Consider the following 17905-nt stretch of genomic DNA (forward strand, 5'->3'; position numbering starts at 1 on the left):
GAGCGCAGCAGATCTTCGAGCACGGCGCCCGGCGGCCGGGCCCCGAGGGAGGCGTACAGGCGGCCGTCGGGGCGTTCGAGCGCGGTGGCGGCGTGCACGGCGAGGGCGGACTTCCCGCAGCCCGGCGGGCCGTGCAGGACCAGGTGTACGGGCGCGGAGGCGCGCTCACCGGCCATCCCGGCGATCCAGTCGAGCACCGGCCGCCGCCCGGCAAAGTCGGAAATGTCGGGCGGCAGCTCGTCAACCGGCGAAACCCGCCCGCCCGTCCCGTCCAACACCCGCTGGTGGGCGGCCGCCAGCTCGGCCCCCGGCTCCAGCCCGAGCTCCTCGACCAGCGTCCGCCGCGCCTCCTGATAGGCCCCGAGCGCCTCCGACCTGCGCCCGGCCTGGTGCAGGGCCTCGATGAGGCGTACCCAGGCACGTTCGCGCAGCGGGTGCGCCCCGACCAGCGCCCGCAGCTCGCCGACCACCTCCGCGCCCCGGCCCAGCTGCAGGTCGAGCTCCACCCGCTCCTCCTGCGCGGTCAGGCGCAGCTCCTCCAGCGGTACGCCGTGCGCCCGGAGCAGCGCCGACGACTCGACGTCGGCCAGCGCCCGCCCCCGCCACAACCCCAGCGCCGCCCTGAACCCGTCGGCCGCCTCCGCCACCCGGCCCGCCGCCCGCGCCCGCCGCGCCTCGGCGACCAGCCGCTCGAACCGGTGGCAGTCCACGTCTTCCCGCTCCACGTCGAGCAGGTAACCGCCGGGCACGGTACGGATCCCGTCCACGACCTTGCGCAACGCGCTGACGTACACCCTGAGCACCGACTCCGCCGACGCCGGCGGCCGGTCGTCCCACACCACGGACAGCAGCCGGTCGACCGGCACCTGCTCGCGGGCGGACAGCAGCAGCGCGGCCAGCAACGTACGGTGCTTGGCCGGGCCGGGTGCCTGCCCGCCGTCGATCCGCAGCGGTCCGAGGACGCCGAATCGCACGTTCACCGGCTCGCCGGCCTCACGCGCCGGTCGCCGGTCTGACGGCGAAGGACTCGAAGCGGACGCGGATGGGCTCACCCGTGCCCGAGGCCGCGTGCACCCCCGCCCGATCGGGTCCGTAGGGGGCGTCGGTGTCGGACACCTCGGCGACCAGGCGTTCGTTCAGCCACATGCGTAGGCGCACCCCCTGACCGCTCTGGCCGCACTCCGCGACGATGCGGTTGGCGGCCGTCCTCGGCGCGTCCGCCGGGCCGTACAGGGCCTTGCCCCCGGTGCCCGTACGGCGCTTGACGATCGAGACCTGGCCCGCGCCGCTCACCCCGAACTCGTAACGATCTCCGGAGCTCGCCGAGCCGTGGCACCACACACCGTACTCCCCGGCGCCCTCCTCCAGGGTGGCCTTCGCGCTGACGATCACGCCCTCCTCCGGCTCCCGCACCGGGGCCGACTTCCACAGCCGCCAGCCCTGCTTGACGGTGAGCTCGTAGCCGGAGCCGTCCAGGCGCGCGTCACCGCCGCCGGACGCGCCGACGGACCAGGAGTCGCCGAAACCCGCCTCGTACGGCCAGGTCTCCTGCGAGAGCACCGGCACCGTGACGGCCGCGACCACGGCGACCACCAGCACGGCACCCCCTACCACCCACGGCCACCGCCGCCCACGCCGCACCGCACCGGCTCCCGCCCCGGCCTCCTGCACACCCACACCCGGCGGTCCGTCCCCGGCCTCGCCAGGATGCCGGCTCGGAGCAGCGGCACCGGGCCGACCGGGACGCGGGTTCGAGGGGATGGCCCCGGGCTCGCCGGGACGCGGTTCCGGGGCGGCGCCGCCGGGACGCAGGTCGGCTGTGATGGTGCCCGTCCACGTGCGTTCCACCACCTCGGTGGCCGCCGCCAGGCGGGTGCCGCCCACCAGCTCCCCCAGCAGCTCGTGGGCCGTCGGCCGCGCCCGGGGATCCTTGGCCAGCGCCCGTTCCACCACTCCCCGGATCCCCTCGTCCAGCCCGTCCAGCCAGGGCGCCTCCTGCGCGATCCGGTACAGCACCTCGCCCGGCGCCCCGCCGCCGAAAGGCAGCCGCCCCGTCCCCGCGAAGGCGATCACGCCGCCCCACGCGAACACGTCGGCGGCGGGCGTGAGCGGCTCCCCGCGCACCTGCTCGGGCGCCATGAACGCGGGCGTCCCCAGGATCGCCTGGCTGGCCAGGCTGTCGTGGTCCACGAGCTGCGCGATGCCGAAGTCGATCACCCGGGGCCCGAGCGGCGAGAGCAGCACGTTGGAGGGTTTCAGGTCGCGGTGGATCACGCCGGCGCCGTGGATGGCGCTCAGCGCGGTCGCGATGCCCACCGCCAGCGCCTCCAGGTTCCCGCCCGACAGGGGCCCCTGCTCGCGTACGGCCTGGGCCAGGTCGGGCCCCTTGACGTACTCGGTGACCAGGTAGGCGACACCCCCGTCGATCCCGGCGTCGAGCACCGGCGCCGTGCAGAACCTGGCCACCCGCCGGGCCGCCGCCACCTCCCGCTCGAACCGCCGCCCGAACGCCGGATCCCGGGCCAGCGCCGGGTGGATGAGCTTGACCGCGGCCAGCCCGCCGGTGCGCGTGGTCGCGAGGTGCACCTCGCCCATGCCGCCCCGGCCGAGCAGGCGCCGCAGCGCGTACCCGCCAATGACCCGGTCACCGTTCATCGCAGACACATTAGCCAGATCGCGGCATGTCCCATCAGACCAACCGGTTCACCCGGCCGCCTGCGTGAGGCGGTAACGGGAGGGCGGGATGCCGTACCGGTCGATGAACGCCTGCCGCAGCGTCTCCGCCGTGCCGAACCCGCAGCGCACCGCCACCGCCGCCATCGGTAACGAGGTGGAGGCCAGCAGGTGGGCGGCGGCCTCGGTGCGGGCCTGCCGGACGTAGCGGCCGGGCGTCTGCCCCAGGTGCTTGAGGAACAGCCGGGTCAGGTGCCGCTCGCTGACGCCCGCCTCCGTGGCCAGCGCGGAGGTGCTCAGGTCGTCGCGCAGGTGGGCGCCGATGTATTCCAGGGTGCGCTTGACCAGGCTGTTCGCCGGCGAGGGCGCGCTGACGAACATGCTCATCTGCGCCTGGTTGCCGGGCCGCTGCAGGTAGGTGACCATGTTCCGGGCCACGGCCCTGGCCAGCTCGGTGCCGTTGTCCTCCTCGACGAAGGCCAGCGTGAGGTCGAGGGCCGCGGTGATCCCCGCGGACGTGGCGACGTTGCCGTCGCGGATGAAGATCGGGTCGGGGTCCACGACGACGTCGGGGTAGCGGGCGGCCATCGTCTGCGCCAGGTTCCAGTGCGTCGTGGCGCGCCGCCCGTCGAGCAGGCCGGCGGCGGCGAGCACGTACGATCCCGTGCAGACGGACGCCACCCGCCGGCTCTCCCGGGCCAGCCGGCGCACGTGGCCGACCACCAGCGGGTTGTCGGCGGCGTCCTCGTGGCCGATGCCGCCCGACACCAGCAGCGTGTCGAGCGGCCCGGTGACCCGCTCCAGGGCGAGCTGGGCCTCCAGGATCAGCGCGGTGCCCGTGGTGATGGGGTGGCCTCCGGGGGTCGCCACGCGGTATTCGTAGTACGGTTGCGCGCCGTGCCAGTTGGCGCTCTCCAGCGTCGTGGTGACGCAGGCGATGTCGAGCAGTTCCGCCGCCTCGTACGCCACCACCACGACCCGCCGCACATCCATGCCACCGACTGTAGGGTCGAAGGACGCAGAACCCAAGTTTCCGGACCTCCTCGGCCGACTCCCTTGGCTCCCCGCGGCCCGCCCCGACACAGTCGGAGCATGACAACGACAACCACGAACACCGGTCGCCGCTGGGGCAGGTTCGCCCTCCACTACGTCGAGATGATCATCGCGATGTTCGTCGGGATGTTCGCGCTCGGCGCGCTCCAGTCCGCCGTCGGCCTCGGCGTCTCCCACGCCGAGCAGCCGGAGCTCTGGTATCTCTCGATGGCCTTCAACATGTCCGTCGGCATGGCCGCGTGGATGCGCTTCCGCGGCCACGGCTGGGCCCCGACGCTGGAGATGTGCGCGGTCATGTTCGCGCCCGTCGTGCCGCTCTTCCCCCTGCTGTGGCTGGGGGTCATCGACGGCGGCGGGCTGATGATCGTCTCCCACGTGGCCATGTTCCCGCTCATGCTGGTGGCGATGCTGCGCCGTCTCGACGAGTACGCCGGGTGCGCTCACTGAGCGCCTTGCGGTAGCCGTCGAGCACGTCCTGCCGCAGCAGGTACCCGAACCCGGCCCGCTCCAGCCGCACCCCCAGCTGGGGCACGCTGGTCCGGAGAGCGGCGGCGGTGTCCGGCAGGCTCCAGCCGTTCGCGGCCAGCTCGCTCAGCAGGTGGCCACGCCGGCTTTGTGCCTCCGACAGCCGGAACGTCTTCAGGTACGCCAGCCGCCCGTCCCCGTCAGTGATCGTCTCCCCGATGTGGTTCTCGCTCTTCCGCTCGAACGACGGCAGGAAGCGGCTCAGCGTGTACCGACCCATCCGGTAGACCTCCTCCACCCGCGCGGGGGCGCGGAGGAGCCCGGCCGCCATCACCGAGTCGTGGAACCCGGCCCACTCCCGCTCCTGGCGCTCGGCCTGGGCCCGCAGGTCGGACAGCGAGGAGACCTCCGTCTCGTCGATCACTGCGGGGAAGTCCCTGGCGGGGTAGAAGAGGGCGTACTCGTGGACCAGCTCGCCGTACAGGTCGCGGATGAGCATCGGGTGCAGCGCCCGGTAGTCCTCCGGATGCGGCACCACGAAGGCGCTGGCCAGCGTGTCACCGGTGTAGAGAAGCAGCCCGCACTGCCCCGGGTAGATCTCGAACACCTTGAGCGCGTCGTCCAGCCCGCGCACCTCGGCACCCGTGTAGGCGTCCTCGGCCCACGGGGACAGGCCGTGCGCGATCGCCCGCCGCGACCATTCCTCCCACGCGATCTCGGGCCCGCCGAAGTGCAACGCGAGGAAGCCCTCCACGGCCAGGTGCAGCGGCAGGAACCGGAGCCGGTTCCGGTCCACCCGGCGGGCCATCCGGCGCCGCGTCCTGACGCACATGTGCCGCAGCGGTTCCCCGAGCTGGGTGCCGTACGCCGCCGTGGGGGTTCCGTCGCCGGTCCACGACGCGACGAAGGCGTGCGGCACGTACGCGATGTAGTACGTGCGGTCCGGCAGGGACACCACGGACACCTCGTCGCCGTACACCTTGGCGTGCAGCCGCAGGTCCTCGACGGGCTCGCGGCGCACGAGCGGCACCAGCCGCATCGCGCCCCAGGTCTGCGCGGGCCGCGTGTCCAGCCCGGCGAGGTCGATCATCATCCCACCACCCGATCCACCCCGTCCGCCCGATCCACCCGCGCCTCCACCTGATCCGGCCGAGCCTTCCCAGCCGCCCGAGCCGCCCGAGCCGCCTGATCAGCCGGGACCGCGCGGTCCGCCAGGTAGGCCCGCAACTCCCCGAGCCCGGTCCGCCCCTCCGCGAACCTGGCCAGCTCCACCAGCGCCGGCAGGTCCTCCGCGTCGCGGATGCCGGCCGTCGGCACCATCGGCGACAGCCGCCGCACGTCGAACTGCCCGGCGTCGTAGACCGGGTTCACGTGCACGATGCCGACCTCGCCCGCGGGGTCGAGCTTGCGCCGCCAGACGCGCAGCACCTCGGCCGCCAGCCCGGGCGGCGCGTTGTCCCAGCCGTCGGAGACGATGACCAGCAGGTCGGGGCGCTCGTCGAGGGCGTCGATGATCCGGCTCCCCAGCGGCGTGGGCCCGGTCGGCCGCGCCTGGAGCGGATCCGCGCCACGCGACAACCACAGCCCGCGATAGCGGCCGGCCAGCGCCTTCAGCAGGTAGTGGCAGGCCAGCGCGACCGCGAGCGGCCGCCGGCGTTTCACCGGCGAGCCGAACGAGGAGAAGCTGTCGTCCAGCACCGCCGCCACGTTCCCCCAGGTGCCGGTCCGCGCCCCGGCCGCCCGAGCCGCCGCGGCCCGCAGCGCCGCGTCCAGTTCGGCCCGCCGAAGCGCCCGCACCCCGGCAGCCAGCGACAGCACGTACGAAGCCACCCTGACCAGCGGCAGCGCGGCCAGGTCCGCCTCGGTGCGGACACCGTCGCGCTCCGCCGAGTCCGCCAGCCGCAGCCGCTCCAGCCGGGTCAGCCTGGGCGCGATGCCCTCGAGGAAGATCTCCCGGCTGATGCCGTGCCGGGCGGCGAAGCCCTCGGCGACCGTGTACGGCAGCTCGTAAAGGGCGCGCTTGTCGTAGTGCGCCCGCCGCCACGCCTCCAGGACGGGCGTGTCGTACCGGGCCCGGCTGAACGGCGCGAACAGGAAGTCCCCCAGTTCGCCCGCCGGGCGCAGGTGCGCGTGCCGCACCGCCGACTTCACCGCCGCCCGGTACTTCACCGCGTCGAAGGCCAGGTCGGGCCGCCCGGCGAGCCAGTCGCGGATCAGCGCCCGGGTGCGCCGGTTGTTGACGCCGTCACGCCGCAGCCGCTCGAAGAGCCGGTAGGCCCGGGGCGGGCTCATCCGCCCCAGCCGCCACGCGATCAGCCGCCCGTCGTCCGTGCCGCCCTTCTGCCTGAGCAGGTTGGCGATGATCAGGGCTGCGTTGTGGTCGTTGATGTCGAGCGCCAGCGTCGCGGCGTACAGGTCGGGGTAGTTGCCGTGGATGTAGCTGTGCAGGAAACCGAGGGAGAGCCGCTGCTCGCCGGCCGCGCTGTGGAACTCGCGCTGGCCGGTCGAGGTGATCGCCGCGTTCGCGAAGAGCAGCAGGTCCTCGCACTCGATCAGGTCCGCGTAGGTCTCCATCGGCTCCCCCGGGGGTCGGGGACTGGCCGGGGAATGGGGGCACGAGCTGCGAAGCATCGCTTTCAAGGCGGTTTCCGGAAGTCGTACCGGAGTCCCGCGGCCAGTCTGGTTCCGGACCTTACCGGGGCGTTCACCCCCACGCGACAAGATTTACGCGGCGGCGCGCCCGCGGTCGTTCGCCCGCAGGAACTGCTCCAGCCCCGCCAGGTCGTCGGTGTTGATGTGGTCGACGTCCGCCGCGACCAGCTCCCGCCACAGCGCGTCCCTGGCCGGCCCGGCCACGTCGGGGGTGGCCCAGAAGCGCACCCGCTGACCGTCACGGTGCGCGGTCGCCACGATCTGCCGCAGCTTGTCCCGCTCGGCGGCCGGCATCTCGCCCGTGCCGGTCCAGGTGAAGTGGTTCGTCCAGTTGTCGCTGATCAGCGGGATCAGGCCGGGGTTGCCCTGGCCCAGGTCGGCCATGCGGCCGTCGTAGAAGGCGTAGCGCCGCTCCTGGGCCGCCATGAGGTCGCGCGGCCGGTCGCCGCTGATCACCACGGTCACCGCCCCGGGCTTGACCTTGCCCTTGTGGTAGGTGGTGAGCAGCTTGCGGTAGGTCCGCAGCACCTTGTCCAGCTCGGTGTAGGTGGCGGCGCCGTTGTTCTTGATGTCGACCAGGAGCTGGAGCTGCTGACGGCTGCCGGGGAAGACGCTCCCATGCCGTACGAGCCGGGCCAGCGGGTCGAGGTAGAGCGACTGCAGCGTACGTCCGGGCCGCAGGTCCTCGGGGTCGTGCCCGACGCGCAGCTCGCCGTCCACGAGGTAGATGTCGGCCTCGACGCTGGTGAACCCGTGGTCTAGGGCGTCCAGGAGCGGGCGCTCGTGCTCGTAGTCGTTGTGCGCGTGGGCACGGGGAAGGGGCTGGACGGCCGCCGAGGCGGGAACGGCCGTCAGGAGCAGGGCTCCGGCGGCGACCAGCACACCCATGGCGCGACGCAACATCGCATCTCCTTAAGGGGGATATTCAGGACGCGTGCCACGCTATGGGGGAAAAGTGTGACAGGAGTGACGTTCCGCTGAACAGCCGACGTGCCCGGCTCGCCCGGCGGGTCACCGTTCCGGCACCGGAGGGCGTACGGACCGGGTCCTGATCCGGCCCAGCGCGGCCCGCCGGTCGCGGATGTCGGAGATCAGCACGTGCGCGACCAGCAGCAGCCCCAGGCAGAGGACGTCGGCGGCCCACCAGGGGATCTCGGCCAGCAGCAGGTAGCCCTGGCCGTCGCTCAGGGACCTGATCACCACCGTGACCACCGCCACCACCACCGTGACCATCAGCCAGCTGCGCAGCCGCGGCAGGCTGCCCTTGTTCCACAGCCGCACCCGCCAGTTCATGAACACGGCCAGCACGCCGAGCAGCGCGCAGAAGCCGATCAGCCACCAGGGCAGGGCGAACGCGGTCTGGTCGGCGATCTGCTCCCGCGTGGCACGCAGCTCGGCCTCGGCCTGCCGCTGCGCCCGTACGGCGGCGTCCAGCCGGCGCTCCAGCTGGGCCACGCTCTTCTGCCGCTGCGCGGGTGGCGCGGCGTCCTCGGTCGGCAACATCCGCGCCACCACCGTCAGCATGATCGCCACGAAGGACAGCGCCAGCACGATGGCCATGAACAGGTCGATGAAACGCAGGTCGAGCGGTGGCGCGAACGACCTGGGGGGCCGCCTCCTCACGACTCCCTCACCAGGGTGTACTTCTGCGGCCGGCTCTCGGCGGCGCTCAGCCGATCCATCGCCGTACGCAGCGCGTCCAGACCCTTGACCAGCTCCTCCGTCCGGTCCCTCGACAGCGCCAGCTCCTGCGTGAGCCCCTGCACGTGCGCCAGCTCCCGCGTGAGCCCCTGCGCGACGGGCCCCGCCTGCCGCGCGGGAAGGCGCGCGATGTAGATCAGGAACACCTCGTCGGCGGCCACCACGGCGGCCCGCTCCGCCCGCTCGACCAGGGCCATCGCGCCGAAGGCGAGCACGCTCAGGAACAGTGCGATCATGGTGACGCCGAACGCGGAGGCCAACTCGGGCAGCACGTGCTGCTTGAGCGCGGTGATCAGCACACCGGGGTCGCCCCGGCTGTCCAGCGCGTTCGAGAACGAGCCCACCATCGCGGCCATGGTCAGCGCGGTGCCGATGAACCCGAAGACCGGCAGGGCCCAGATGAGCGCGTGGTCGAGGTGGTGCCGGTTGGCCATCTCGCTCTCGTCCAGCGCCGAGCGGGCGCTCAGCACCGACTCGCAGTCGTTCCCGGCCTCGGCGGCCTCCTTGAACAGCTTGAGCCGCCGCGCCACCAGCGTGTCCCCGTCCGGGTCGACCCCGCCGACGTTCGCCACGGCCCGCGCCGTCGCGGCGCTCTCCCGCCGGATGTCAGGTACGGCCCTGACGATCCTGAGCACGGTGGTCAGGAACACCGCGATCACGAGCGTCACCACGAGCTCCGCGGCCACGGGCGCCGTCGTCGCGCCCACGAACTCGAGCACCGCCTCCACCGCCCCGGCCAGCAGCAGCACGGCGGACACCAGCAGCGCGACCACGGGCGCGAACACCGAGTGACGCCAGTCGTACCTTGACACCCTTCAACCCCACTCCGCCACAAGAAATGTCAAAGCAATACCTAAGCACATGTATGGCGCCTACGGTCACACTCTGGGCATGAAACCTCTCGCCGCGTAACGCCGGGGGCTCCTGACACAGGAACGTTGCGATCTCAGTGACGGTTGGTCAACTGTCCCTCATCCTCTGTTATGGTCCCTACTTGTCCAAAAATCAGGACAACCTTTAACCCCCTAGGAGGATCATGAGGCGCTCACAGAGGATGGTCGCCCTCACCACGGCACTCGCCGCGGCCACCGCTCCCCTGCTGGCCATCGCCTCCCCGGCGGTCGCAGAACCCGCCAAGACCACCGCAATCCACACCACCAACCACAACCTGCCGCTGGACTGGCTCAGCCTTGACGCGCTCAGTGGCACGCAGCTGCTGCAGAAGGTCAAGCAGCTTCTCGGCAAGGGCTACGTTCCCGCCGCGCTGAGCGTGACGAACGCGGCCAACCCGCAGTACTCGTCCGTGTGGGTCAAGGACACCACCCGCAAGGTGAACGTCCTTCAGGGCCTCTCGGCCACCAACCTGCAGAAGACCGTCGCCGAGCAGCTCAAGGCCGGCTTCCGGCCCGCGATGATCACCGGCACCGGGACGGGCGCGAACGCCGTCTTCGCCGTGGTCTTCGAGCAGGTCAAGGGGCTCGCCAAGTCGGAGCTCAGCCTGACCAAGGAGACCTTCACGAAGGTCAACGCCGAGCTCACCGCCGCCGGCTACAGCCTCGCGTCCCTCGACGTGTACGGCACGGTCGAGAAGCCGCTCTACGCGGCCGTCTGGATCGTGGGAGCCGCCACGGGCACCGTACAGGTGACCCTGGGGCAGACCGTGGAGCAGCGCGGGCAGGAGCTCCTCGCGAAGGCGAAGCAGGGCCTGCACCCGGTGCTCATGGCCGTCGAGCCCGGCAAGCTCTACACCACCGTGTGGAGCAGGACGGGCACGGCCGGCAAGGAATATCTGAACCTGTCGCGCCTGGCCTACGCGGCCAAGGCCACGCAGATGAAGGTGCTGGGCTATCGTCCGGCGATCCTGGACACCGAAGGCGGCGTCTTCGCGGCGATCTGGCGCAAGGGCTAGATCGGGCCATCGGGTGCTGAGTCCGGCACAGGATCAGTGTGCCGGACTCAGCACCACGATAGTGCAGGTCAGCGGGGACCGCGCACGCGCGCCGCAACGCAAAAACGGCGGTGTCCACATGGACACCGCCGCTGTTGGTGGAGGTGGCGGGAATCGAACCCGCGTCCTTCAACCCCAAGTCAGGGCTTCTCCGGGCGCAGCCTGCTGTGTTTTTCTCAGCCCCGGCGATCACGCAGGCGAGTCGCCGACGGGCTCAGCCACTGTTTAGTTTCCCGATCTTCCCCGTGGCCGGGTCGAACGGTTGAGCCTTCTAGCGATGCCAGACCCCGGGCCGAAGGCACTCCCGGGCTGACAGTGGTTTCGCTACTTAGGCAGCGAGGGCCAGGTCAGACCTGGCCGCCACAGTGCTCTTGGAATTGGCACTTGTTGTTTGCGGTCACAGGATTAACGAGGTTATGTCCGCAGTCCTCGGCCCGCTTCACCTGAAATGCAAGGTCAAAGTCGAAGCCAGTCACCCCCTGTGCAGTTGTCAACCCCTCCCCCCGAGAGGGGAAGAGCAACATGAATGTACACGGGACAACGCCCTCAACGCCAACTTAATTCCCCGTGGCCGGACGTGGCGAAACCCCCGGGAGCGCGGCACAGCAGCACGCGCTCCCGGGGGCCGACCGGCAGGGTCGAGCCGGTCCGGACGGCAGGACTTCCCCCGAGATGAAGTCCTGATCTCATCACGGCGACTGGAACCGCAACCCCCCGAGCGGGCCCAGTCATTGAGTAAGACGCAACCGGAGGTCCGGATGGTTGCTCAGCGTCGCGACAATTTCACGATGCGTTGCCCAGGCCCGCGAAGAAGCTCCCCGCCACGGCTCCGGCGTTGTAGTTCTTCGCCAGGACCGCGATCGCCACGTCGCCCTGCCAGCCGACGAACCAGCTCTGCTGGTTGCCCGCCGTCGCCGTGACGCCGTAGACGGTGCCCTTGCCCGCCTGGGCGGGCGTGCCGACGGCACCGGCCCGCATCATCGCCGTCAGCGCGGTGCGGACCTCCGGGCTCATGGCCACCGGGGCCGGCTGGGTGGCCGGCGTGGACTGGGCCGCCGGGTCGGGCGACTTGGGGTCGGTCACCAGCACGGGCGGGCGCCAGGTGCCCGAGGCGACCGTCGCGGCCACCAGCGCCATGCTGAGCGGGCTCACCTCGACGTTCTGGCCCGCGATGGCCTTGGCCTTGTCGGCGTCGCTGGCCAGCTGCGGGAGCGAGCCGCTGAACGACTTGAGCGGCAGCCGCCACGGCTGCCCCACGCCGAACGCCTTGGCGCTCTTGGCCAGGTCGTCGGCCGTGACGCGGCGGGCCAGCGAGGCCAGCGCGGTCACGCAGCCCTTGGCGAAGTTGTCCTGGAACGTGGCCGACGTCGTGGCGGTGGACTGGCTGGTGTGCACGAACTTGGCCCCGCCAACCGTCCGCTCCTGCGGGCAGGCCAGCCGCTGCTTGGTGCTCACGCCCTCCCTGAGCAGCGCGTCCGCGGCCACGATCGAGAACGCCGTCCCGGCCGGGAACTTGCCGGCCAGCGCGTCGCGCTCCTGGTGCAGGCCCTTGGCGCCGACCGCGAGGATCTCGCCGGTGTCGCGCTGCACCGCCACCAGCGCGCTCGTCTCCGTGTCGGCCACCGCCTGCTCGGCCGCCGCCTGGGCGCCCCGGTCGATCGTGGTCTTCACCGAGACGTTCTGCCGGCCCGGCCACTCCTTGAGCTTGGTGACCTCCTGGCCGGTCTTGAGGTCGAGCGTGATGACCTTGGTCGCCGTGGAGCCGGTCAGATAGTCCTGGTAGGCCTGCTGCAGCCCGCTCTTGCCCACCGAGTCACCGGCCCGCTGCGGCCCGCCGAGCTTCTGCTCGGTCTCCGGGGTCAGCGCGCTGACGCTGCCCACGATCTGCCGGGGCGCGTCGGGATTGACCGGCTGGTTCTGCGGGTTGACCTCGATGCCGTCGATGGCGTCGAGCTTCGCCCGCATCGACTGGTAGCGCGACCGCCCGAACGTCACCAGCTGCACGAACGTGTCGGGCGGCGACGACCTGACGCGGCTCAGCAGCCGGTCCTGGGCGTAGCCGGTGACCTCGGACAGCTGCGCGACCACCTCTTCGGCCTGGTCGCCCAGCCTGCCGGGGACGACGCCGGCGACGTAGAGGACGGTGTCGGTCTGCAGCGCGTCGCCGGTCCTGTCGACCACCGGCATGCGCGGCTTGGGGTCGGTGGCGACCGCGAAGCGCTGCCCCTCCTTGAGCTGCGGATGCAGCACGGACGGCGACCAGCGGACCTTCCACACCCCGTCGACCAGGTGCAGTGGCAGCACCCCGTCGTATTCCCACAGGGGGTTGTTCTCCCCCAGGTCCACCTCGGCGTGGAAGTTGGCCTTGGACTCGTCGCCGGTCACGCCCACGCTAGTGATCTTGAAGCGGAACGAGGCCGCGTCGAGCTCGAGCTTGGCGTCGGCCAGGGCCTTGCGCACCGTCGCCAGGTCGCCGTCGGTGCGGCCGGCGGCCAGGTCGTAGTCCTCCGACTGCCAGCCCACGAGGAAGTCGCGCACCGCGTCGTGCGGCGAGGGCTCCTCGAAGCAGCCGGTCAGCGTGGTGCTCGCGACCGCCAGGGTGGCGGTCGCGGCCAGAATGCGGCGGGCGCGTCTCATCGGTCAGGGTGCCGCCGCTCTCATCGGTTGCGCTGGCGCAGAGCCCGGGCCATCTCACGCTTGGCCTGCTGCTCCGCCAGCGACTGCCGCTTGTCCCAGTCTTTCTTGCCTCGGGCCAGGCCGATCTCGACCTTGGCCCTGCCGTCCTTGAAGTAGAGGACCAGCGGCACGATCGTGAGCCCGCCCTCCTTCGTCTTGGCGGCGAGCTTCTCGATCTCCTTGCGGTGCAGCAGCAGCTTGCGCTTGCGCCGCGCCGCGTGGTTGGTCCACGTCCCCTGCGAGTATTCGGGGATGTGGACGTTGAGCAGCCACGCTTCGTTCCCGTCGATGCTGGCGTAGCCGTCGACGAGCGAGGCGCGGCCCTCGCGTAGCGACTTCACCTCGGTGCCCTGCAGCACGAGACCCGCCTCGAAAGTGTCCTCGACGTGGTAGTCGTGCCGAGCACGTTTGTTCTGGGCGATGACCTTCCGCCCGGTCTCACGTGGCATGCTTCTGACTTTACCGGCGACAGGGACGATGACGACCCATGCGCACGGCTAGACCCTGAGGTAGCGGCGCAGCGTCACGAACGAGGCCAGAATACAGATCACGACACCGATGATCATGGTGAGCGTGATCGTCTGGGCCAGGTCGTTCCAGCCGAGCGCGGCGGTGGCGTCGCCGAAGAAGCTGACGACCTCGTCGAACAGGAAGACCTTCGCCATGATCAGGATGACCGCGGCGAACACGCCGCCGACGAGACCGGCGATGACGCCTTCCATCACGAAGGGCAGCTGGATGTAGAGGTTGGACGCGCCGACCAGCCGCATGATGCCCGTTTCCCGGCGCCGGTTGAACGCCGACAGCCGGACCGTGTTACCGATCAGCAGGGCCGCGGCCAGGACCAGGACGATGGCCACGGTGAGGGCGGCGATCGCGAGCGTGTCCAGCAGGCTGAAGAACGGGGCGATGAGCTGCTTCTGGTCCATCACCTGGGCGACGCCGGGCTGACCCGTGACGGCCTGGATAACGGGCTGGTAGTTGTCCGGATCTTCGAGCTTGATCCGGAACGACTGCGGCAGGTCCTCGACCTTGGTGGCGTCCACGAGGGCCTTGTTGGAGGAGAAGGACTGCTTGAAGTTCTCGTAGGCAGTCGTCTCGTCCTCGAAGAACACTTCCTTGACACCCTGGGTGTTGGTGATGTGCTCCTGGAGCGCCTTGGTCTGCGCGGGCGTGATCGCCTTGCCGTTGCAGGCCGGCATGGCCGTCCCCTTTTTACAGAGGAAGACCGAGATCTCGACCTTGTCGTCCCAGTAGCCCTTCATCAGCCCGACCTGGCTGTTGATCATCAGGCCGACGCCCAGCATCGCCATGCCGACCGCCACGGTGATGATCACGGCGATGGTCATGGTCAGGTTGCGACGGAGGCCGATCCAGACCTCGGAGAAGATGAAATTCGCCCGCATGTTGTGTCTGCAGCTCCCTGTCAGTACGCCTGGCCGTACACGCCACGCGACTGGTCACGGACGATCTTGCCGTCCTCCAGCTCCACCACACGCTTGCGCATGGAGTCGACGATGGCCGCGTCGTGCGTGGCCATGACGACCGTGGTGCCAGTCCTGTTGATGCGGTCGAGCACCTTCATGATGCCGATGCTCGTCGCGGGGTCGATGTTGCCCGTGGGCTCGTCGGCCAGCAGGATCATCGGCCGGTTGACGAACGCGCGGGCCATGGCGACGCGCTGCTGCTCGCCGCCGGACAGCTCGTCGGGCATGCGGTGGGCCTTGCCTTCCAGGCCGACCAGCTCGATGACCTCGGGCACCACCTTGCGGATGAACCGCCGGGGCTTACCGATGACCTCGAGGGCGAACGCCACGTTCTCGTAGACGTTCTTGTTCGGGAGCAGCCTGAAGTCCTGGAACACGCAGCCGATGCGGCGGCGCAGGTGCGGCACCTTGAAGTTGGAGAGGCGGGCCAGGTCCTTGCCGGCGACGTGGATGGCGCCGGAGTTGGGCCGCTCCTCTTTCAGGATCAGGCGCAGGAACGTGGACTTGCCTGATCCCGAGGGACCGACGAGGAACACGAACTCACCCTTGTCCACGTCAACGGATACGTGGTCGAGGGCTGGCCGGTTCTGGTTCGCGTAGACCTTGGTGACATTATCGAAATGGATCACGAGAGCATCACGGCATGCCAGTCTAGGGGTCAGGACGGAAGCGAGGGTGGCACATGCCCACTTCCCGCCACCGGCCGATCGGGGGCGTCGTCTTTACTGATGATCGACGTTCCGATTGGCCAGACGACAGTCTAGGGGGAAGACTGGCATGGAACGTCCATAACGGAAACAAAACGATTGTGCGGCTAGACTTGGGGCTGACATGAGTTGTGAACACCTCGTATGCGCGCAGTGCGCCCACCCCGTGATCGAGGGCCGCTGTGCCCTGTGCCGCGCCAACAGAGAGCGGATGCACAACCACGGCTTCGCCGGGCTGTCACCCGCCCTCATCATCCTGCTCCTGCTGGCCCTGCTCTTCCTGACACTGGCGGTCAAGCACCTGGGCGGCCTCTGAGCCTAGGCGGACTAGGCCGACTCAGACTCCTGCCGCCGCATCCAGCGGATCTCCGACTCGATGAACCCGTCGATGTCGCCGTCGAGCACGGCTGACGGATTGCCCGCCTCGGTGCCGGTGCGCAGGTCCTTCACGATCTGGTAGGGGTGGAGCACGTAGTTGCGGATCTGCGTGCCCCACGACGTGGTGGTCGCGCCCCGCAGCTCCGACATCTTCTCCGCCTCCTCCTGCCGCTTGCGCTCGAGCAGCTTGGCCTGGAGGACGTTCATGGCCGTGGCGCGGTTCTGCAGCTGCGAGCGCTCGTTCTGGCAGGAGACCACGATGCCGGACGGGAGGTGCGTGATGCGCACCGCCGAGTCGGTCGTGTTGACGCCCTGGCCGCCGGGGCCGCTGGAGCGATAGACGTCGACGCGGATCTCGTCCTCGTTGATGTCGATGTGGTCGGTCTGCTCGACGACCGGCACGATGTCCACCCCGGCGAACGAGGTCTGCCGCCGCCCCTGGTTGTCGAACGGGCTGATGCGGACCAGCCGGTGGGTGCCGTGCTCGCCCCGGAGCGTGCCGTAGGCGTAGGGCGTCTTGACGGTGAAGGTGGCCGACTTGATGCCGGCCTCCTCGGCGTAGGAGGTGTCGTAGACCTCTGTGGAGTAGCCCTTGCGCTCGGCCCACCGCAGATACATCCGCAGCAGCATCTCCGCCCAGTCGGCCGCGTCGACGCCGCCCGCCTGGGAGTTGATCGTGATGAGCGCCTCGCGGGCGTCGTATTCGCCCGACAGCAGCGTGCGCACCTCCAGCGCGCCGATGTCGGACTTGAGGGACTCGAGCTCCTTGTCGGCCTCGGCGCGCGTATCGTCGTCGCCTTCCTCGGCCGCGAGCTGGTAGAGGACCGTCAGGTCGTCGAGACGGCGCGCGACGCCGTCGACACGGTTGAGCTCGCCCTGGAGGTGGGAGAGCTTGCTGGTGACCTTCTGGGCCTGCTCAGGGTCGTCCCACAGGTCTGGGGCGGCAACCTGCTGCTCCAGCTCCTCGATCTGCTTACGCATAGCGTCGAGGTCGAGAACGTCCTGGATGCTGCGGAGCGTGCCCGCGAGCTCGTTGATCTCTTCTGCCGGATCGATGCCTGCCACGTCTCCCAAGGGTACGCGACCCTCGCGGGCCCGAATAACATGGCCAGGTGCGTGCATACGGTCGGCGAGGGGTGCTGGCGCTCGCCGCCGGCCTGCTCGCCGCGGTGACCGCCTGCACCGGCAATGCCCAACCGGCGCCGACCAGGTCGGCCGCGGCGGCCTCCGCGACCGCGTCGCCCTCCCCCGCGCCGCCCGCCGTCACGCGGGCCGAGGCGGCCGAGGAGTTCTCGGCGATCATCGCGACCGACGACGCGCTGCGGGTGAAGGGCCCCCTGGAGGGCCGGCTCGACATGGTCAAGAACGACGTCACCACCGGCGGGCAGTCGCAGATCGCCGTGGCCGCCTTCCTGGCGACCGGCTACGCGCCGCCGCGCTTCCGATGGGGCGCGCCGACGCTCTACGTGCCCAGGTTCGCCCAGGGAGAGCAGGCGCCCTGGTTCAGCGCGCTGGTGACGCGCGACGGGCGGCCGGCGCTGCTGACGTTCACCAAGTCCGATCGCTGGCGGCTCAGCTCCGCGGCCGAGCTCCTGCCGGGGCAGGAGCTGCCGAAGATCAAGCTCGACGCCGAGGGCTACGCCTCGGTCGTGGCGCCCGACGACAAGACCGTCACGATCAGCCCGCAGTTCATCGGCCCCGTGCACGCCAGCGTGGCCGAGACGGGCACGGCCGGGGTCACGGCCGGCCTGCTCGCGACGGGGCCCTACACCACCGACGTGGCCGAGCAGATCGCCTCGCAGCGGGAGAAGGCCAAGAACGACGGGTTCAGCTACGACTCGATCTTCAGCGCCGACAACTACCCGGTCTACGCGCTGCGCACCGAGGACGGCGGGGCGCTGATCCAATACTCGCTGACCCGCACGACGACCACGACGACCAAGACGGCCGAGGACGACTACATCCCGGTGCCGGAGCAGGCCAGCTGGGCCATCACCACGCCGGTGCTGCGCCGCACGCTCAAGCTGATCGAGACGCACCAGTACGCCACCGCGGTCCCCCCGCTCACCACCCCCGCCGCCGCCCCGGTCATCGCCCACGACGGCGCCCTGACCCGCGCCTCCGGCCAGTGACCGACCCCTGTCGCCTTTGGTGGGGAATCGCCG

General features: G+C 70.5%; 17 protein-coding genes and 1 other RNA gene. 4 read left to right on the forward strand and 14 right to left on the reverse strand.

All coding sequences use genetic code 11. The features are described from left to right. The 3 genes from ACTWPW_RS46345 to ACTWPW_RS46355 all read right to left on the reverse strand — a co-directional run. On the reverse strand, positions 1-980 hold a 980-nt coding region (locus tag ACTWPW_RS46345), incomplete at its 3' end, for a BTAD domain-containing putative transcriptional regulator (RefSeq protein WP_443172507.1). A gap of 13 nt (positions 981-993) precedes the next feature. Continuing rightward, positions 994-2655, reverse strand: a complete 1662-nt coding sequence (locus tag ACTWPW_RS46350; protein ID WP_443172508.1) for a protein kinase domain-containing protein — start codon at positions 2653-2655, stop codon at positions 994-996. 48 nt (positions 2656-2703) lie between these two features. Then, complete coding sequence (locus tag ACTWPW_RS46355) at positions 2704-3666, reverse strand: GlxA family transcriptional regulator (protein ID WP_443172509.1); 963 nt, start codon at positions 3664-3666, stop codon at positions 2704-2706. A gap of 99 nt (positions 3667-3765) precedes the next feature. Here ACTWPW_RS46355 and ACTWPW_RS46360 point away from each other — a divergent pair, with 99 nt between their 5' ends. Further along, positions 3766-4173, forward strand: coding sequence for a hypothetical protein (locus ACTWPW_RS46360; RefSeq protein WP_364119299.1), 408 nt, complete (start codon positions 3766-3768; stop codon positions 4171-4173). On the opposite strand, the gene ACTWPW_RS46365 is transcribed toward ACTWPW_RS46360, so the two are convergent. The 5 genes from ACTWPW_RS46365 to ACTWPW_RS46385 form a co-directional block, all read right to left on the reverse strand. Beyond that, on the reverse strand, positions 4118-5284 hold the full coding sequence (locus ACTWPW_RS46365) for an ARPP-2 domain-containing protein (RefSeq protein ID WP_443172510.1): 1167 nt from the start codon (positions 5282-5284) through the stop codon (positions 4118-4120). The two genes, ACTWPW_RS46360 and ACTWPW_RS46365, sit on opposite strands and share 56 nt — an antisense overlap. After that, a complete protein-coding gene (locus tag ACTWPW_RS46370) occupies positions 5281-6765 on the reverse strand; it encodes a hypothetical protein (protein ID WP_443172511.1) in 1485 nt (494 codons plus the stop codon). The genes ACTWPW_RS46365 and ACTWPW_RS46370 overlap by 4 nt, the downstream gene beginning before the upstream one ends. A gap of 150 nt (positions 6766-6915) precedes the next feature. Continuing rightward, positions 6916-7746: a phosphatidylinositol-specific phospholipase C/glycerophosphodiester phosphodiesterase family protein gene (locus tag ACTWPW_RS46375; RefSeq protein WP_364119307.1), complete on the reverse strand. Its 831-nt coding sequence runs from the start codon at positions 7744-7746 to the stop codon at positions 6916-6918. A 108-nt stretch (positions 7747-7854) separates the two neighbouring features. Next, positions 7855-8466, reverse strand: a complete 612-nt coding sequence (locus tag ACTWPW_RS46380) for a hypothetical protein (protein WP_375112861.1) — start codon at positions 8464-8466, stop codon at positions 7855-7857. After that, positions 8463-9356, reverse strand: a complete 894-nt coding sequence (locus ACTWPW_RS46385; protein WP_375112860.1) for a hypothetical protein — start codon at positions 9354-9356, stop codon at positions 8463-8465. The genes ACTWPW_RS46380 and ACTWPW_RS46385 overlap by 4 nt, the downstream gene beginning before the upstream one ends. A gap of 224 nt (positions 9357-9580) precedes the next feature. Between ACTWPW_RS46385 and ACTWPW_RS46390 the strand changes: the two genes are divergently transcribed. Then, positions 9581-10453 carry a hypothetical protein gene (locus ACTWPW_RS46390; RefSeq protein WP_375112859.1) on the forward strand — a complete coding sequence of 291 codons (873 nt, stop codon included), beginning with the start codon at positions 9581-9583 and terminating at the stop codon, positions 10451-10453. 135 nt (positions 10454-10588) lie between these two features. On the opposite strand, the gene ssrA is transcribed toward ACTWPW_RS46390, so the two are convergent. From ssrA to ftsE, 5 genes are all read right to left on the reverse strand, one after another. Continuing rightward, positions 10589-10972, reverse strand: a transfer-messenger RNA (tmRNA) gene (gene ssrA / locus ACTWPW_RS46395). A gap of 303 nt (positions 10973-11275) precedes the next feature. Continuing rightward, complete coding sequence (locus tag ACTWPW_RS46400) at positions 11276-13129, reverse strand: penicillin-binding transpeptidase domain-containing protein (protein WP_375112858.1); 1854 nt, start codon at positions 13127-13129, stop codon at positions 11276-11278. Positions 13130-13149: 20 nt separating this feature from the next. Beyond that, positions 13150-13617, reverse strand: a complete 468-nt coding sequence (gene smpB / locus ACTWPW_RS46405) for an SsrA-binding protein SmpB (protein ID WP_364119320.1) — start codon at positions 13615-13617, stop codon at positions 13150-13152. Positions 13618-13665: 48 nt separating this feature from the next. Next, entirely contained in the window at positions 13666-14574 is a 909-nt protein-coding gene (gene ftsX / locus ACTWPW_RS46410) for a permease-like cell division protein FtsX (RefSeq protein ID WP_364119323.1), read from the reverse strand. Between the two features lie 20 nt (positions 14575-14594). Further along, a complete protein-coding gene (gene ftsE, locus ACTWPW_RS46415) occupies positions 14595-15284 on the reverse strand; it encodes a cell division ATP-binding protein FtsE (RefSeq protein WP_091079803.1) in 690 nt (229 codons plus the stop codon). A 202-nt stretch (positions 15285-15486) separates the two neighbouring features. Here ftsE and ACTWPW_RS46420 point away from each other — a divergent pair, with 202 nt between their 5' ends. Next, on the forward strand, positions 15487-15678 hold the full coding sequence (locus ACTWPW_RS46420) for a hypothetical protein (protein WP_375112857.1): 192 nt from the start codon (positions 15487-15489) through the stop codon (positions 15676-15678). Between the two features lie 11 nt (positions 15679-15689). Here ACTWPW_RS46420 and prfB read toward each other — a convergent pair whose 3' ends face one another. Beyond that, complete coding sequence (gene prfB, locus ACTWPW_RS46425; protein ID WP_375112856.1) at positions 15690-16805, reverse strand: peptide chain release factor 2; 1116 nt, start codon at positions 16803-16805, stop codon at positions 15690-15692. A 47-nt stretch (positions 16806-16852) separates the two neighbouring features. Here prfB and ACTWPW_RS46430 point away from each other — a divergent pair, with 47 nt between their 5' ends. Beyond that, positions 16853-17872 (forward strand): hypothetical protein, encoded by a 1020-nt coding sequence (locus ACTWPW_RS46430; RefSeq protein WP_443172512.1) that lies wholly within the window; start codon positions 16853-16855, stop codon positions 17870-17872. Positions 17873-17905: the final 33 nt, after the last annotated feature.

The organism is Nonomuraea sp. KM90 (assembly GCF_052246675.1).
Classification (GTDB): Bacteria; Actinomycetota; Actinomycetes; order Streptosporangiales; family Streptosporangiaceae; genus Nonomuraea.

Excerpts from the sequence above, each read along its gene's own strand:
- ACTWPW_RS46350 (WP_443172508.1), bottom strand. The coding sequence starts at position 2,655 with ATGAACGGTGACCGGGTCATTGGCGGGTACGCGCTGCGGCGCCTGCTC.
- ACTWPW_RS46355 (WP_443172509.1), bottom strand. The coding sequence starts at position 3,666 with ATGGATGTGCGGCGGGTCGTGGTGGTGGCGTACGAGGCGGCGGAACTG.
- ACTWPW_RS46360 (WP_364119299.1), top strand. The coding sequence starts at position 3,766 with ATGACAACGACAACCACGAACACCGGTCGCCGCTGGGGCAGGTTCGCC.
- ACTWPW_RS46365 (WP_443172510.1), bottom strand. The coding sequence starts at position 5,284 with ATGATGATCGACCTCGCCGGGCTGGACACGCGGCCCGCGCAGACCTGG.
- ACTWPW_RS46370 (WP_443172511.1), bottom strand. The coding sequence starts at position 6,765 with ATGGAGACCTACGCGGACCTGATCGAGTGCGAGGACCTGCTGCTCTTC.
- ACTWPW_RS46375 (WP_364119307.1), bottom strand. The coding sequence starts at position 7,746 with ATGTTGCGTCGCGCCATGGGTGTGCTGGTCGCCGCCGGAGCCCTGCTC.
- ACTWPW_RS46390 (WP_375112859.1), top strand. The coding sequence starts at position 9,581 with ATGAGGCGCTCACAGAGGATGGTCGCCCTCACCACGGCACTCGCCGCG.
- ACTWPW_RS46400 (WP_375112858.1), bottom strand. The coding sequence starts at position 13,129 with ATGAGACGCGCCCGCCGCATTCTGGCCGCGACCGCCACCCTGGCGGTC.
- smpB (WP_364119320.1), bottom strand. The coding sequence starts at position 13,617 with ATGCCACGTGAGACCGGGCGGAAGGTCATCGCCCAGAACAAACGTGCT.
- ftsX (WP_364119323.1), bottom strand. The coding sequence starts at position 14,574 with ATGCGGGCGAATTTCATCTTCTCCGAGGTCTGGATCGGCCTCCGTCGC.
- ACTWPW_RS46420 (WP_375112857.1), top strand. The coding sequence starts at position 15,487 with ATGAGTTGTGAACACCTCGTATGCGCGCAGTGCGCCCACCCCGTGATC.